This is a genomic window from Bifidobacterium sp. LH_424 (assembly GCF_056356895.1).
The window spans coordinates 537,039-552,536 of sequence record NZ_JBKEVC010000001.1 but is presented as its reverse complement, the minus strand read 5'-3'; the positions used below and the strand labels follow the sequence as shown (position 1 = coordinate 552,536).

Genomic DNA, 15,498 nt, shown 5'->3' with positions numbered 1-15,498 from the left:
GCTAATATGTGAGTATGTTTGATTTGCTGGATGAGCCCATGCCGGGCGACGTGATGGCCGGTGTCGCCGATCGTATGGTCAAACGGCGCAAGGAGCACGGCATGACGCAGTCCGCATTGGCGGAGAAGTCCGGCGTGAGCTTGGGATCAATCAGGAGGTTCGAGCAATCGCATGAGATCTCCTTCGGCTCGCTGGTGAACATCGCCTTCGCACTGCGTTGCGAACGGGATTTCGACGCGTTGTTCGCACAGCCGTACTATGCGACCATCGACGATGTCACCGCAGCCGCACGACGGAACGGAGGCCGCGCATGACCAACCCATTGCCGGATCTTGACCGGATTCGAGTCACATATGTCGGGGAATCGGTCGGTACGCTCACCATGTCCCCGAACCGTACCCTGGCATTCGCCTACGATCGGACGTGGCTGACGCACGGATTCTCCATCAGCCCGTTGAGCCTGCCACTGCGGGAAGGTGTGTTCGTCGCCAGACGGGACCCGTTGGACGGCATGTTCGGAGTCTTCGACGACAGCATGCCCGACGGCTGGGGCCGTCTGCTCACCGACCGGATGCTGCGCCAACACGGCATCGACCCGTATACGGTCGGCCTGTTGCCGCGCCTGTCGATCGTGGGCGCGAGCGGCATGGGCGCGTTGGAATACGAGCCCGTGACGACGATTGACGACGAGCGTGCCGATCCACTCGATCTTGACGCGCTCGCACAGAAGTGCCTGCATCTGCTGAACACCGATTTCTCGGACGACCTCGACCGGCTGTTCGCCCTCGGAGGGTCTTCCGGCGGCGCCCGCCCGAAGATCCTCACCACAATCGACGACGAGGATTGGATCATCAAGTTCCCCTCATCCGTGGATCCACCCGACATCGGGGAGACCGAATACCGCATTTCGAATCTCGCTCGCGAATGTGGCATCACCATGCCGGAGACCCGATTGTTCCCGTCGAAACGCTGCTCCGGATATTTCGGAACCAAGCGGTTCGACCGTGTCTGGCCAGTCGACGGCAACACCCGCAAGGTGCACATGGTATCGGCCGGCGGACTATTGGAGACCTCGCATCGCATCGCCAATCTGGATTACGGACTGCTCATGCGGCTGACCATGCGCATGACCGACAGCGCCGAGGAATGCGAGCGCATGTACCGGCTCATGTGCTTCAACGTGTTCATCGGCAACCGTGACGACCACGCGAAGAACTTCTCCTACCTGTACGACCGGGAGCACGCCGTCTGGCGGCTCTCCCCCGCCTACGATCTGACCGAGAACCCCGGCATCAACGGCGAGCACACCACGGCGGTCAACGGCAAGGGGCGAGGCATCACGCTCGCCGACCTGGCCGGCATCGGCGTCAAGGCCGGCATACCGCGCGCCCGCTGCCTGTCCATCGCCAAGGACATGCGGAAGCGCATCGCCGGTGCCGGATTCACCGTGCGCGACTGATCGGATTCACAGGCTCAGACCGTCGACCCACTTGGTGAGCTTGGCCTCGCTTTCGGAGGCGGCGACGCGGCGTCCCGGCACCCAGCGGGCGGCGGGCGCGGAATCATGCAGTTGCACGCCGTCGGCGCCGCGCGTGCTGGAACCGGAGGTGGCGAACGTCACGATGGTCTTGCCGGCCCAATCCTCGCTTTCAAGGAACGTGCGCACCACGCGCGGCGCGGTCTCCCACCACAGCGGGTAGCCGACGAACACCACGTCGTAGGGCTTCACGTCGACCGGTCCGGCGAGCGCCGGTCGCATGTCGCGGTGCGCGTGCTCCACGCTGGAACGGCTGGATGAGTCGCGCCAGTTGACGTCGGCGGCCGTGTACGGCTGTGCCGGTCGAATCTCCTTCAGATCCGCCCCGATGGCGTGCGCGAGTCGTTCGGCCACTCCCCGCGTGGTGCCGGTGGCGGAGAAATAGGCGACGAGCATGCGTTTGTTCATGATGGTTCCCTTCCCTCTGAGGACTATGTCCACGCTCCATGAGCCTCGAATATGAAAGGTCCGTGGCTCTACTCCTTATTACACCGCGGCCACACCGCGATGGCCAATAGTGTCGTTCGATATCCCGTCATGCGTCGCGGGCATGGGTTCGCGTTCCCGGCCGGCCTTTACGATGGCGTGCATGCGGTTGACGGTGAAACGGTTCGAGGAACTGAGTACGGCGGAGTTGTATGAGATCTACCGGGTGCGCGTGGCGGTGTTCGTGGTGGAGCAGCGGTGCGCCTACCAGGAGGTGGATGAGGCGGACCGGCGCTGCTGGCATGTGTTCCTGCATGATGACGATGGCATCGCCGCGTATTGCCGTGTGATCGACCCGGGCGTCACGTTCCCCGAGGCGTCGATCGGGCGCGTGCTGGCGACGCGGCGCAGGCAGGGGTTGGGTACGCGGATCGTGCGCGAAGGTCTCAGGGTGGCGCGGGAGCGCATGCACGCGGACGCGGTGCATATCGAGGCGCAGACGTATGCGCGCGGATTGTACGAGGCCCTCGGGTTCACGCAGGTGTCGGACGAGTTCCTCGAGGACGGCATCCCCCACATCGGCATGATGTGGCGGGCGTGACGGCCGGCCATGGCGACCATGGATCGGCCGCGCCTTTTCTCGGGTATCATGCGAGGTGTCGATGCACACCCCTACCGCATACTGCAAGGAGGCTCCGATGAGGACGTTGGTTCTGGTGTTCCATCCCGATCTCGAGGGCGCGTCGCGCGCGAACAAGGCGTTGGCCGGGGCGGCGCGCGAACTGCCCGGCGACGCCGTGACCGTGCGCGACGTGTATGCGCTGTATCCGGACGGCGTGATCGACGTGGCCGCCGAGCAGCGGCTCGTCGAGGCGCATGACCGCATCGTGCTGGAGTTCCCGATGTACTGGTATTCGGCGCCCGCCCTGCTCAAGGAGTGGGAGGACAAGGTGCTCGCGTTCGGATGGGCGTACGGCCCGGGCGGCGAGGCGTTGCAGGGTAAGGAGATCGCGGTCGCCACCACGGCGGGCGGCCCGGAATCCGAATACGTGGAGGAGGACGACGGCGCCACGATGCGCGAGGTGCTCTCCCCCTACCGGATGATGGCCCGCTACACGCACGCCGTGTGGCGAGACCCGTTCGTCGTCTTCGACTCCATGGAGCTGTCCGACGAGGCGTTGGCCGAGGCGGGCCGAAGGTACCAGGCGTTCCTCGCCGACTGACCACCCTGATATCCCCTCGCCCCGGCCACGATCCGCCGCCGTCCCCGTTCCCGCTGGTACGATGATGGGGGAACGGCACCGATAGAGGGAGGAGACGGGATGGCTGCGATCGCCGTGGTCGACGACGACGCCGAGGCGCGCGGACGGCTCGGCGCCTGCATCTCGCGGTTCGCCGGAGAACATGGCCTGGACGTCGCCGTCGCCGGCTTCGCGGACGTCTCCGGGCTGCTGCGCCACGACCATCCGACGTGGGATGCGGTCTTCCTCGGCATCGGCGGGGCCGAAGCGGACGGGGGCGATGCCGCGCACGCCATCCAGGAGGACGATCCGTCGACGGTCATCGTGCTCGTCTCGGATTCGACGCAGCTGACGGTTACGGGACATGCGGCCGACGTGTTGGATTTCGTGGCCGAACCGGTGGATTACCCCGACTTCGCGCTGGTGATGCGCAGGGTGATGCGGCGCATCGGCGGGCGGCGCGCCAAGACCGTGTGCCTGATGTCGGAGGGTGTGCTGAGGCTCGTGCCGATCGGACGCATCTCACTGGTGGAGGCGCGGGAGGACCGTCTTCTCACGTATCACACCGCCGACGGCGACGTCACGGTCAGGGGCACGCTCGCCCAGGCGGAGGAGCTGCTGGCGGAAGGCGGTTTCATCCGTTGCGGCCGCCGGCATCTGATCAACGTGGACGACGTCACCGGCGTCGACGGGAACGAGATCCATGTGGACGGGCATCGCATCGAGGTGAGCATGCCGAAGAGACGGGAGATTCTGAGGGCCGTGGCCGAGTCGATGGGTGGTGCGCTGTGAACGGATGGATGGAGTTCCCCGGACTCGTCACGGTCGAATTGTTGGCCGCGCAGGCGTTGTTCGCGTGGCGCCTGCCGCGCCGCGAGCATGCGCCGCGCCGCGCGTTGTGCGCCGTGGCGGCGATGCTGGCGTTCGGCCTGGCGGTGGCGGGATGTTCGGCGGCCGTGCCGGCCGTGTTCGCGCATCTGATCGTCGGCGATTATCTGATGTTCGCGGCGTCCTGTGCGGCGCTCGGCGCCGTGGTGCGCTGCGGATGGCGTACGGTTGCGGGGACGGCCCTGTGCGGGTACGTGCTGCGGCAGGGCGTCGCGGCGTTGGCGGGCATGCTGCATCCGGTTCGGATGCTGCTCGCCGGACGGTGGTCCGCCCCGTGGCTCGCCTCATGGGGTGCCGGGGAGGCCATGCGCGTGCTGGTGTTCGTCGCGGCGTACGCCGCGGCCTGGCGATGGTTCGTCCGCCCGCTGGACATGTCGAGGATCGGCCTGTCGTCCGCCGCGTCGACGGCGTTCCTGGCCGTGGCCGTGCCGTTGGCCGCCGTCGGACTGGGCTCCTGCGCGTATGCCGCCGGCCCGGGTTCGGCCGCATGGTTCATGGGTTCCGCCGTCTCCGCGCTCGCCGGCATGATCGTCCTGGCTTTGTTCGGCGAGGTCGTGCGCGATCGGACGCCCGATGACGAGCCGGCGTTCGTACGGCGGATGGACGACATGCGCGCCGACCATTACGCGCGGCTCAGGGATGTGCTCGAGACGGCGGACGTCCGCCGCGACGATCTCACACGACAATTGGCCCGTCTGCGCGTCCCGGGCGCGACGGCATACGATGCGGTCATCGACGAGATCGCCGACGCCGTCGAAGACCGCGACCGCATCACGGGCACCGGAATCCCGGCGCTGGACGTCGTGCTCGCACAGACGGGCCGCGAGGCGGCGCGCCAAGGCATCCGGTTCACGTATATGGCCGGCGCGGACGGCGTGGCGTGGATGGACGACCGGGACGTCTACTCGCTGTTCGGCAATGCGCTCGACAACGCGGTCGAGGCGGCGGGACGGCTGGACGACCCCGAACGCAAGGTGATCCGGCTGACCGTCGTGCGCCGCGCCGACCTGGTCAACATCCACGTCTCCAACTATTGCCGGGACATCCGTTTCGACGAGGACGGCACGCCCGCGGGCTCCGACGACTCCGACGGCGCTTCGGCGCACGGCTACGGGATCGCCAGCATGCGCATGACCGTCGAACGGCTGGGAGGCGACATGGTCATCGACGCCGACGACGGCGTCTTCGACCTGAACATCCTGCTTCCCGCGCCGCCGGCGGAACGGTCACGCGACGCGCGGCCGGACGACGCGGACTGACGACAGCCCGAGCACGTACCAGGCGACGGGCAGGGTGAGCAGTCCGCCGGCGACGAACACCCATACGATCGGGATCAGGTCGGCGAGCGGCGCGAACACGAGCATGCCGAGCGGCATGCCGAGTGTGGAGAGCATCGTGTCGAGGCCGAAGACACGGCCGGTCATCGACTCGTCGGATTCGGATTGCATGATCGTGCGCATCGGGCCGACGCAGACCGCGGAGGCGACGCCGTTCAGCACGTCGACGATCAGATAGGCGAGCAGGTTCGGTGCGAGGCCGAGTCCGACGACGGTGATGCCGACCATGGCGATGCCGAATGCGATCGCACGCATCCGGGCGAGCGAGCCGCCCAGCAGTCTGGGCCCGATCGCGGACATGAGTGCGCCGCCGAGCAGCAGGCCGACGCTCAGGCCCAGTTCGTTGGCGGCGAGCTTGTCGGAGGCGGTCGTGAGGTTCACGAACCCGAGGTTCAGATCCCGTCCATCGTATTCGCGGGTCATGAGCAGCAGCGTCAGGTTCATCGGCGCGACCGACATGAAGCAGGTGAGCGCATCGCCCAACACCGCGCCCTTCAGGTACGGGTGGCGCATCGTATAGGCGAGACCGGCCTTGAGGTCGGCGAACGTGCGGCGCAGCACGATGAGCGGCAGCGGGTCCGCCGTCTCCCCCGTCGCCGCCGTAGCGGTCGCGTCGCCGCCGGCCGGCGCCGCCCCGCGCTTCGCCGGCATGCGGATCAGGGCGACGAAGCCGACGCCGATGACCGCGGTCGTCACGTCGACCAGCAGGATCGACCACAGCGGCGCCACGTTGACGAGCACGGCGGCGATCGCCGGCGCCGCGATGCGGTTCGCCGAGTCGATGACGCCGAAGATCGAGTTGACGCGCAGCAGCCCCTTCTCCGGGACGATGTCCGGGATGAACGACTGCACGGCGGGCTCCTGGATGCCGCCCCCGGCGGAACGGACGAGCAGCACCACGAAGATCAGCGACAGGCTCGCCCAGCCGGTCGCGAACGCGATGGACAGCACCACGGTGACGGCGGCGATGACGAGGTCGGGCAGGATGATCAGCGCCTTGCGATTGTAGCGGTCGGCCATCGGCCCGCCGAATATGGAGACGAGCGCCTGCGGCAGGACGCCGAACAGCGTGGCCAGCAGCATGGCCGAACCGGTGCGCGTCTGCAGGACGATCCACCACCAGATGGCGAACTGGACGACGCTGGAGCCGAGCAGCGAGAACGCCTGGCCGGTGAGCAGCAGCGCGGCGCGGCGTATCCACCCGCGTTCGGACCGGTCGGTTGTATCTTCGGTTGTCGTTGCGATTGTTTCTTCTTCGATTGTTTCTTCCGAAAGATATTGAGACATACGCGGCATATCATGCCCACCGGGTGCGGACATGCCGCAGCTGCGATTGATCAGCCCCTGGCTTCGTCGACCTTGTCGGCGGCATCGGCCCGTTCGCCCGGAACGTATTCGCCCCCCGTCACGGCGTGTCGCGGGCGAACATGGTAGAAAAGACATAAACCTCTCGTTTCGAGATATCGCGAAGCGAGCCATGCCAACAAGGAGACAACATATGAAGAAGACCTTGGTCCTCGTGTTCCACCCGTCCCTGAACGGACAGTCCCACGTCAACAAGGCGCTCGCCGAGGCCGCCGGCGGACTGGACAATGTGACCGTGCGCGACGAATACGCGCTCTACCCGGACGGCAGGATCGACGTGAAGGCCGAGCAGGCCGCGGTCGAGGCCGCCGACCGCGTCGTGTTCCAGTTCCCGCTGTTCTGGTTCTCCTCCCCCGCCCTGCTCAAGGAGTGGGAGGACGAGGTGCTCGAGCACGGCTGGGCGTACGGCTCCGAAGGCCACGCATTCGAAGGCAAGGAGTTCGCCGTCGCCGTCTCCACCGGCTCCCCGGAGTCGAAGTACCAGCCGGAGGACGACAACAAGTTCACCATCGAACAGGTGCTCGTCCCGTTCGAGGGCACGGCCAACCACATCAACGCCACGTGGGTCAAGCCGTTCGTCACCTTCGCCTCCTTCGGCATCACCGACGAGGCGCTGGCCAAGGCCGTCGCGGACTACAAGGCGTTCCTGGCCAAATAACGCCCATCCCATCGGCCCTCGACGCGAAACGGCTCTCATGGTCCGCCCATGAGAGCCGTTTCGCGTCGAGGGTCCGCCGTTCCCGATCCCCGGACCACGACGGACCATCGCGCCGCCGCATGGCCGCGACGCATCTACCGGTCGCACGACGCGAGCTCCTCGCGCAGGGCGACGACGGCCGCGGCGAGCTCGCGCACCTGTTCGCGCAGCGCGCGCAGCTCCTCGGCGGAATCCACTGCGGAGTCCGTCGCCGTCGCCGTCACATCCGCATTCCCGGTTTTCCGGCTTTCCGTTTCGCGCCGGTGCGCCTCGAAGTTGACCTGGTCGACGATCCATGAGGCGAGCGTGGCGGTGACGATGCCGATCAGCGCGATGCCGGCGAACATCAGCGCGACCGCGATGAGCTTGCCTTGGAACGTGACCGGCGACACGTCGCCGTAGCCGACGGTGGTGACGGTGACGAACGCCCACCACAGGGCCGTGCCGAACCTGTCGATCGTCGCGCCGGGAGCCCCGCGCTCCACCGAGTAGACGGCGAGCGCGCCCACGTACATGAGCATGCCGACGGCGCCGAACGCGTAGACGGCGATGCGGCCGCGCACCGCCATGCCGGAGGTGCGGTTGAGCACGTGCAGCACGGTGAGCAGGCGCAGCAGCCGCAACGGGCGCAGCATGGGTAGCGCGATGGTCGCGAGGGCGAACAGGTTGCGCGTGAACCATCGCCACCGGTCTTCGGCGAGCCACAGCGAGACGGCGTAGTCGACGACGAACATGATCCAGATCGCGTTGATGACGGTCTCGCACAGGAGGATGTGCGTGCCGGCGAGAATCTCCCACGAGTAGGCGACGAGGAACATGACGGACAGTACCATCAGCGGCCAGTCCGTCCAATGCTTCCATGCCTTGAGATCCATGCGACGATTCTACCGGTCGGAGCGCCGGTCACATGCCGCGGGTCGGTCGTGTGCGCGTCGACGCCATATAATGTACGAACGTACATAAAACCGAGCGAAGGAGCTTCAGAGACATGATCAGGGACGCACAGGGCAACGACTACGACGTCACCGCGGATCTCACGCCGGAGGGACGCGTCGAATGGGAACGCATGGTGGCCGGTGAGGTCTACGAGGATTCCCATCCGGAGATCGAGCGCAAGCGCGCGGAGGCGAAGCGCTTGTTCGTCGCCTACAACCGCACCGATTATGAGGATGTGGAACGTCGTCGCGAACTCATGGAGCAATTGTTCGCCTCGGTCGGCGAGGACGTGTTCATCGAACCGAACTTCCGCTGCGAGATGGGCCGCAACATCACGATCGGCTCGCACGTCTACGTCAACTTCGACTGCGTGATGCTCGACAACGCGCCGATCGCGATCGGCGACTATGTGTGGATCGCGCCGATGGTGGGCCTGTTCGCCACCAACCATGCGCTCGATTTCGAGGAGCGCAAGGCGGGGGCCTGCCGGGCGAAGCCGATTCGCATCGAGGATGGAGTATGGCTGGGCGGCCACGTGACCGTGCTCGGCGGCGTGACCATCGGACGTGGTTCGGTGATCGGCGCCGGCTCGGTCGTCACGAAGGACATCCCGGCCGGCGTGGTCGCCGTCGGCAATCCGGCGCGCGTCATCCGCCCGATCACCGAGGCCGACAGGACCGGGTTCTGCGAGCGCATCGCCGCACGCGACGCCGCACGGAACGAGTGACCGACGCGGGCGACGGGTATGGAGGCGACGGCTTCCCGCCACTCGTGTCCCTCATACCTCGCCTTCGTAGAGATAGTACGTGCCGGAAGCGCCGTCCGTATGTTCCCGGCATTCCTCGCGGATGCGGGTCAGTCCGCGATGGTCGTAGAAGCCCACATCGCACGTGGTGTCGGTGAACAGGAAATACCGGCGTGCGCCGTCGGCGTGGAATCGTCCGACCGCATGGTCGAACAACAGGCGTCCCACTCCCCTGCCGCGCGTCCGCTCGTCGACGAGGAACAGCACCACCTCCGCGTCGTAGCGCGTCCTGAGCCCGCGCATCAGCCGTCGGTCGACGGCGATCAGGTCGAGTGCGTCGCGGATGCCGCGTCGGCCGTCCGCCGTGAACGGTAACGGCAGCGATTCACGGATCACGCGTCGGACGTGACGGTCGAACGGCGTGGACCGCGGACGCGGCATCTTCGCGTCGACGCGCGCCAGGATCACGCCCACGACCCTGTCGCCTCGCACGGCGACGGTCGCGATGGTCGAGCATGACAGGCAGTGGTGCAGGTCGATGGTCGCGAGGCGTCGCGCACAGCGCCCGTCCATCGCGGGGTCGGCGTACCACATGCGGCGCATCATCGCGACGAGCGCCGGACAGTCGTCGTGTCGCAGCGGCCGCAATATCACGCCGGCCGCCGAGGCCGCCGAGGCTGCGGATGCCGCGGAATCTCCGGAATCGTCCATATGCATACGTTCCATTCTCGCATTCACCGGACGCGCGTCTGTCCGAGCACGTACCGGGCGACGGGCAGGGCGAGCAGGCCGCTGGCGACGAACACCCACGCGATTGGGATCAGGTCGGCGAGCGGCGCGAACACGAGCATGCCGAGCGGCATGCCGAGCGTGGCGAGCGTCGTGTCGAGGCCGAAGACACGGCCGACCATCGATGGATCGGATTCGGATTGCATGACGGTGCGCATCGGCGCGGCGCACATGCCCCAGGCGATGCCGCACAGGATGTTGATGACGAGGTAGGCGAGCAGTCCGGGTGCGAGCCCGAGCCCGACGATCGTGACGCCGACCGCGGCGATGGCGTATGCGGCCACGCGCATGTTGTCGCGGATGACCTTCACGCCGATGGTGGACATGATGAGGCCGCCGAGCAGCATGCCGGCGCTCCAGCTCAGCTCGTTGGCGGCGAGCTTGTCGGAGGCGGTCGTGAGGTTCACGAACCCGAGGTCCAAGTCCAGCCCATCGTATTCGCGGGTCATGAGCAGGAGCGTCAGGTTCATCGGCGCGACCGCCACGAAACAGGTGAGTGCATCGCCGAGCACCACGCCTTTGAGACGGGGCTGCCGCATCGTGTAGGCGAGGCCGGCCTTGAGGTCGGCGAACGCACGGCGAAGGCCGGAGACGAGCGCGTTGTCCGCCGCGACGCCCGCGACCGGCGCCGGTGCCGCGACGGCTCCTCCTCGGCGTTCCGGCACGCGGATGAGCGCGACGAAGCCGACGCCGATGACCGCGGTCGTCACGTCGATGAGCAGGATCGACCATAGGGGCATCACGTTGATGAGCACGGCGGCGATGGCGGGCGCGACGAGCATGTTGGCCGAGTTGATCATGCCGTAGATCGAGTTGACGCGCAGCAGTCCGCCGGCCGGCGTGATGTCGGGGATGAACGATTGGATGGCGGGCGTCTGCACGCCGCCGCCGGCCGAACGGATGAACAGGACGACGAACAGGATGGCCAGGTTCGCCCAACCGTGCGCGAAGGCGAACGACAGCATGACGGTGACGCCGGCGATGATGAGGTCGGGCAGCATGATGAGCGGCTTGCGCCGGTAGCGGTCGGCCATCGACCCGCCGAAGATCGACACGAGGGATTGCGGCATGACGCCGAACAGGGTGGCGAGCAGCATGGACCAGCCGCTTTTCTCCTGCAGTACGATCCACCACCAGAGGGCGTACTGCACGATGTTGGAGCCGAGCAGGGAGAATGCCTGTCCGGTGAGCAGCAGGGCGACGCGACGCGTCCAGCCGAGCTCGCGCGGATCGGTCTCCGGCTCGAAGGGCATGGTCGGTTCAAGGGTATCGGGCATACGGGTGTTCCTTCACTTCATCGTTCCGCACGGTCCGTTCGTTCCGTGCCGTGCATGGCATGCATACGGTCGAACCGGCATGCCGCGCCGACCGTCCGTCGTGGACGGTGCGGTGACGGCATGCCGGGACCGTATGTCAGATGAAGCCGGGCGCGTACACCGGGGCGTTGTTGTCCGGCGACGAGGCGCAACACAGGGAACACATGATTCCAGACGTTAGCCGGATTCGCCGACAACGCCGGTCTACGCTACAGTCGCCCGCATCCGCCTAAGTCGTCTACAGCCGGTCGGCGATGAGACGGCAGTGGTCGCGCACCACGGCGGCGGACCTGTGGAACTTCGCGAGCTCCTCGCCGCTCAGGTGCAGGTCGACGAAGTCGCCCACGCCGTCGCCGTCGAGCGCGACGGGCAGGGACAGGAACACGTCATGCTCGCCGTACTCGTATTCGCCGTCGATGAGCGTGGACACGGACACGACGCCGCGCTCGTTCCACAGGATCATGCGCACGAGCCCCGCGACGGTGGCGGCGATGCCGTAGCTGGTGCCGCCGCGCAGGCCTTTGATGTCGAGTCCGCGGCGGCGCGTCTCCTCCTCGATGCCGGCGAGCGTGACGCCCGGATAGCGTGAACGGTTGTCCTCCAGATACTGCGCGAACGATTTGCCGATGAACGAGACCGTGGACCAGGGCACGAACTGGCTGTCGCCGTGTTCGCCGATCACGTAGCCGGAGACGAGACGCGGGTCGAGGCGTGTGGTCTCGCCGATGATCGTCTTCATGCGCGACGTGTCGAGCGCCGCCCCGGAGCCGAGCACCTGCGCGCGCGGCAGTCCGGTGCGTCTCCACGCGAACCAGCTGAGCACGTCGACCGGGTTCGACACCATGATGAGGATGCCGTCGAACCCGGAATCCCTGATGTGGCGCAGGATCGGGTCGACGATGTCGATGGCGGCGCCGAGCTCCTGCATGCGCGTCTCGCCCGGTTTCGGCTTCGGCCCGGCGGTGACGACGACCACGTCGGCGCGACGGCAGTCCTCCCAGCCGCCGGCGCGGATCGTCACGAACCTGCCGAGGAACTCGGATCCGTCGGCCAGGTCCATGGCCAGCCCCTCCGCCTTTTCGGGATGATGGTTGACGAGCACGAGCTCGTTGCACAACCCCTGTTGGACGATGGCGCTCGCCACCGCCGCGCCGACGCTGCCCGTGCCGACGACGACCACGCGGCTCCTGTTCGAAGTGACCATGATGAGGTCCTTCCTTTCCTCTCGAAATGTTGTGTCGACGCCGTTCCCGGCTCACCGGACCGCGGTGAAGAAGAACCGGGGGAACGGGAAGATGATGCTGCCGTCGGACCGGGTCGGATACGCCTCGCGCACGCGAGCGAGCACCTCGTGTTCGAAGGCGGCCCGTCCGTGCTCGTCGCGGAGCGCCTGCAGATAGGGGCGCAGTCCGGTGCCGCGGTACCAGTCCATGATGGCCTCGTGCGAGGGCAGGGTGTGCATGTAGGTGGTCGTCCACATGCGGAAACGCGCGGCGTGCGCGTGCAGAAGCTCCCAGTATTCGGGCGGCGTGAGGTTGAAGAACTCGCGGGCCTGCGGGAGCCGGTCCGCGTACGCCGGCGAGTGCACGAGTTCGCCGATGATGCGGTGGATGGGCTCCTCGTAGTTCATCGGCGTCTGCACGGCGAGCGTGCCGCCCTCCTTCAGCAGGCCGAGCATGGCGGGGATGAGGCGCGGGTGGTCGGGCACCCATTGGATGCACGCGTTGGAGAAGACCACGTCGAAGTCGTGGGGCAGGGCGGCGACCTCGTCCGTCTTGGACATGTCGCACAGGGCGAAGTCGATGTCGGGGTGTGCTTCGCGGGCGGCGGCGATCATCTCGGGCGAACTGTCCACGCCGAGGATCGCGGCGTGCGGGTAGCGTTCGCGCAACACGGCGGTGCTGTTGCCCGGTCCGCAGCCGATGTCGATGAGGCGTGTGACCGTCCCGTCGTCCGGCGGCAGCTGCATCGCCAGATCATGTGACGGCTGCGTGCGTTCCGTCCTGAACCGCAGATACTGTTCCGAATCCCATACGACCATGCGATTCACGCTAGCGATGCGGACGCATACGGTCCGCAGATGCGTCCGCATCGCGAACATGACGCGGCCGCATCGGAGATCCCTCCGCCCATCGGCGGATCCTCCTTACGTCGCCGTACGGTTCATGACCGCCGTTGCCGGCCGTTGTAGGATGCCGAAAGAGACTATGCGGAAAAGAGCAGGCATATGAATGGATACGAGCGGATTCGCGGGTTCGTGAAGGAACATGCCGATGAGGCGGAGCTCATCAGGCATGAAACGGCGATTGTCGATCTGAAGTCCGGGGCAGAGGTCTTCGACATCAATCGCGCGGCGGCGACGTACATCGTGGAATCGAAGGAAGGCGTGTTCGCCGTGGTCGCGTCGGCCGTCGGCCATCTCAGATGGCGTCCGCTGGGCCGTGCGCTGGGACTGCGGCAGATCCATCTTGCATCGCGGGAATCGGTCCGAAAGCACACAGGATACGACGCGGGCGTCGTAGGGCCGCTGTTCCTCGGCGACGTGCGCATGTTCTTCGATCGGCGACTGCTCGCCCACGATCGTGTGTACTGCGGTGCCGGTGACGCGCATCACACGCTGTCCATCGCCCCTCGGCTCATCATCGCGTGCAACGACATCGCCGGATATTTCGACGGCGCCGAGTTCCTTCCGCATATGCCGGATCCGAAAGAGCTCCGGAACGATATGTACGAACAGATGCTCGACGATTATCTCGCCATGGAGAGGGCGGAGTGACGACCGGGCGCCCCTGCCGTACGTCAGCGGTCGCGCCAGCGCAGGAGTTCGAAGGTGAGGATGAGGGCGAGCAGGAGGGCGGAGGCGAGGAACACGGCGCGCAGGGCCATGGTGAGCGAGGGCAGGAACGTGGCGATGACGCCGAACACGGCCACGCCGACCGCGCCGCCGACCTGACGGAACGTGTTGAACATGGCGGAGGCGATGCCGGCCTGCGCGGGATCGACGCTCTTGAGCACCACGCCCGCAGCCGCCGGCGTGGTGATGGCCGCGCCGAACCCGACGACGCTCAGCCCCGTGGCGATCGCCCATACGGGAATCGGCGACGGGTAGAGAAATTCGAACAGGAATCCGGCGATCATGATCGCGAGCCCCAGCGTGATCGAGAACTTCGATCCGCGTGCGGTGATGATGCGGCCGCCGGCGAGGTTGCCGGCGATGGTGACGAACGCGGACGGCACGAACACGAGTCCCGCGGCGAAGGCGCCCAAGCCGAGCCCGTTCTGCAGGAACAGCGTGCAGATGAACACCATGCCGTACCAGTTGAAGATCATGACGAATCCGATGAGCAGCGCGACCTGCATGCCGCGCACGCGGAACAGATCCAACGGCATCATGGGCGTGCGGACCTTCGCCTGGGAGCGGACGAACGCGACGAGCAGGACCGCGCCGACGGCGACGAGCGTCCATGCGAGTGGCGAGGCGACGCCGAGGGCGCCGATCTCGATGACGCCGGCGATGAGGATGACGAGGCCGGACAATGCGAGCGACTGCCCCACCCAGTCGAACCGCTTGACGCGACGCGGCGAGGGCGCGACGCGCACACACAGGCCGATGACCAGCAGACAGAACGGCACGTTGACCGCGAACACGAGACTCCAATGGATGGGTGTGAGGAGTCCTCCGAGCAGCGGCCCCACGGCGGACGCGCTCGCGCCGCCCGCACCCCACAGGGCGAGCGCCCAGGCGCGCCTCTTCGGATCGGGGCTTGTCTCGTTGATGAGCGACATGGAGGCGGGCAGGATCAGCGCGGAGGCGACTCCGAGCAGGCATCGGCCGAAGACGAGCGCGCCCATCGACCATGCGAACGAGCTGAACAGGGACGCGGCGGCGAACAGGGCGGCGCCGCAGACGAACACGCGTCTGGCGCCCCGCCGGTCGGCGAGGTTGCCGCACAGCAGGAGGAGCGCGGCGAACAGGAGGCTGTAGCCGTCGACCACCCACTGCTGGACGGCCATGTCGCCGCCGAGGTCTCGGCTGATGGTGGGCAGCGCCACGTTGACGATGAGCACGTCCATGCCGACGAGGAACGAGGCGATGGACGCCGCGGCCGTGGCGAACGGCGCGGAACGGGCGATGGCCCGCGTGCGGTCGTCCGGAAGCGCCGTCGACGAAGTCGATGGGGCTGGCGATGAAACAGTCGATGAGGTGGTCGTCGTTCTCTC

At 66.9% G+C, this 15,498-nt stretch carries 17 protein-coding genes; 9 read left to right on the top strand and 8 right to left on the bottom strand.

Features of this window, described 5'->3' with window-relative positions:
- Nucleotides 1–14 precede the first annotated feature (14 nt).
- Together AC1AYP_RS02225 and AC1AYP_RS02220 are read left to right on the top strand one after the other, a co-directional pair.
- Nucleotides 15–314, top strand: a complete 300-nt coding sequence (locus AC1AYP_RS02225; protein ID WP_338010574.1) for a helix-turn-helix transcriptional regulator — start codon at nt 15–17, stop codon at nt 312–314.
- Nucleotides 311–1,459, top strand: a complete 1,149-nt coding sequence (locus AC1AYP_RS02220; protein ID WP_476546632.1) for a type II toxin-antitoxin system HipA family toxin — start codon at nt 311–313, stop codon at nt 1,457–1,459. The genes AC1AYP_RS02225 and AC1AYP_RS02220 overlap by 4 nt, the downstream gene beginning before the upstream one ends.
- Nucleotides 1,460–1,465: 6 nt before the next feature.
- On the opposite strand, the gene AC1AYP_RS02215 is transcribed toward AC1AYP_RS02220, so the two are convergent.
- Nucleotides 1,466–1,945: a flavodoxin gene (locus AC1AYP_RS02215; RefSeq protein ID WP_476544573.1), complete on the bottom strand. Its 480-nt coding sequence runs from the start codon at nt 1,943–1,945 to the stop codon at nt 1,466–1,468.
- A gap of 181 nt (nt 1,946–2,126) precedes the next feature.
- On the opposite strand from AC1AYP_RS02215, the gene AC1AYP_RS02210 reads away from it, so the two are divergent.
- The 4 genes from AC1AYP_RS02210 to AC1AYP_RS02195 all read left to right on the top strand — a co-directional run bounded on the left by AC1AYP_RS02210 (nt 2,127) and on the right by AC1AYP_RS02195 (nt 5,351).
- Nucleotides 2,127–2,564, top strand: a complete 438-nt coding sequence (locus AC1AYP_RS02210; protein ID WP_476532059.1) for a GNAT family N-acetyltransferase — start codon at nt 2,127–2,129, stop codon at nt 2,562–2,564.
- A 97-nt stretch (nt 2,565–2,661) separates the two neighbouring features.
- Nucleotides 2,662–3,186 carry an NAD(P)H-dependent oxidoreductase gene (locus AC1AYP_RS02205; protein ID WP_476544572.1) on the top strand — a complete coding sequence of 175 codons (525 nt, stop codon included), beginning with the start codon at nt 2,662–2,664 and terminating at the stop codon, nt 3,184–3,186.
- 99 nt (nt 3,187–3,285) lie between these two features.
- A complete protein-coding gene (locus tag AC1AYP_RS02200; protein WP_476544571.1) occupies nt 3,286–3,996 on the top strand; it encodes a LytR/AlgR family response regulator transcription factor in 711 nt (236 codons plus the stop codon).
- Complete coding sequence (locus AC1AYP_RS02195) at nt 3,993–5,351, top strand: GHKL domain-containing protein (RefSeq protein ID WP_476546631.1); 1,359 nt, start codon at nt 3,993–3,995, stop codon at nt 5,349–5,351. Before AC1AYP_RS02200 ends, AC1AYP_RS02195 begins: the two co-directional genes overlap by 4 nt.
- Here AC1AYP_RS02195 and AC1AYP_RS02190 read toward each other — a convergent pair.
- A complete protein-coding gene (locus AC1AYP_RS02190; protein WP_476546630.1) occupies nt 5,319–6,716 on the bottom strand; it encodes an MFS transporter in 1,398 nt (465 codons plus the stop codon). The genes AC1AYP_RS02195 and AC1AYP_RS02190 overlap by 33 nt on opposite strands.
- Nucleotides 6,717–6,927: 211 nt before the next feature.
- Here AC1AYP_RS02190 and AC1AYP_RS02185 point away from each other — a divergent pair, with 211 nt between their 5' ends.
- Nucleotides 6,928–7,452, top strand: coding sequence for an NAD(P)H-dependent oxidoreductase (locus AC1AYP_RS02185; RefSeq protein ID WP_476546629.1), 525 nt, complete (start codon nt 6,928–6,930; stop codon nt 7,450–7,452).
- A 134-nt stretch (nt 7,453–7,586) separates the two neighbouring features.
- Here AC1AYP_RS02185 and AC1AYP_RS02180 read toward each other — a convergent pair whose 3' ends face one another.
- Nucleotides 7,587–8,366, bottom strand: coding sequence for a potassium channel family protein (locus AC1AYP_RS02180; RefSeq protein WP_476546628.1), 780 nt, complete (start codon nt 8,364–8,366; stop codon nt 7,587–7,589).
- Nucleotides 8,367–8,479: 113 nt separating this feature from the next.
- Between AC1AYP_RS02180 and AC1AYP_RS02175 the strand changes: the two genes are divergently transcribed.
- On the top strand, nt 8,480–9,154 hold the full coding sequence (locus AC1AYP_RS02175) for a sugar O-acetyltransferase (RefSeq protein ID WP_476546627.1): 675 nt from the start codon (nt 8,480–8,482) through the stop codon (nt 9,152–9,154).
- A 51-nt stretch (nt 9,155–9,205) separates the two neighbouring features.
- Here AC1AYP_RS02175 and AC1AYP_RS02170 read toward each other — a convergent pair whose 3' ends face one another.
- The 4 genes from AC1AYP_RS02170 to AC1AYP_RS02155 all read right to left on the bottom strand — a co-directional run bounded on the left by AC1AYP_RS02170 (nt 9,206) and on the right by AC1AYP_RS02155 (nt 13,318).
- Nucleotides 9,206–9,883 (bottom strand): GNAT family N-acetyltransferase, encoded by a 678-nt coding sequence (locus AC1AYP_RS02170; RefSeq protein WP_476546626.1) that lies wholly within the window; start codon nt 9,881–9,883, stop codon nt 9,206–9,208.
- Nucleotides 9,884–9,906: 23 nt separating this feature from the next.
- Entirely contained in the window at nt 9,907–11,238 is a 1,332-nt protein-coding gene (locus AC1AYP_RS02165; protein WP_476546625.1) for an MFS transporter, read from the bottom strand.
- A gap of 277 nt (nt 11,239–11,515) precedes the next feature.
- Nucleotides 11,516–12,481: an L-lactate dehydrogenase gene (locus AC1AYP_RS02160; protein WP_476546624.1), complete on the bottom strand. Its 966-nt coding sequence runs from the start codon at nt 12,479–12,481 to the stop codon at nt 11,516–11,518.
- 51 nt (nt 12,482–12,532) lie between these two features.
- Nucleotides 12,533–13,318: a methyltransferase domain-containing protein gene (locus tag AC1AYP_RS02155; RefSeq protein ID WP_476546623.1), complete on the bottom strand. Its 786-nt coding sequence runs from the start codon at nt 13,316–13,318 to the stop codon at nt 12,533–12,535.
- Between the two features lie 186 nt (nt 13,319–13,504).
- Here AC1AYP_RS02155 and AC1AYP_RS02150 point away from each other — a divergent pair, with 186 nt between their 5' ends.
- Nucleotides 13,505–14,053 carry an aminoacyl-tRNA deacylase gene (locus AC1AYP_RS02150; protein WP_476501768.1) on the top strand — a complete coding sequence of 183 codons (549 nt, stop codon included), beginning with the start codon at nt 13,505–13,507 and terminating at the stop codon, nt 14,051–14,053.
- Between the two features lie 23 nt (nt 14,054–14,076).
- On the opposite strand, the gene AC1AYP_RS02145 is transcribed toward AC1AYP_RS02150, so the two are convergent.
- Nucleotides 14,077–15,411: an MFS transporter gene (locus AC1AYP_RS02145; protein ID WP_476546735.1), complete on the bottom strand. Its 1,335-nt coding sequence runs from the start codon at nt 15,409–15,411 to the stop codon at nt 14,077–14,079.
- Between the last annotated feature and the right edge of the window lie 87 nt (nt 15,412–15,498).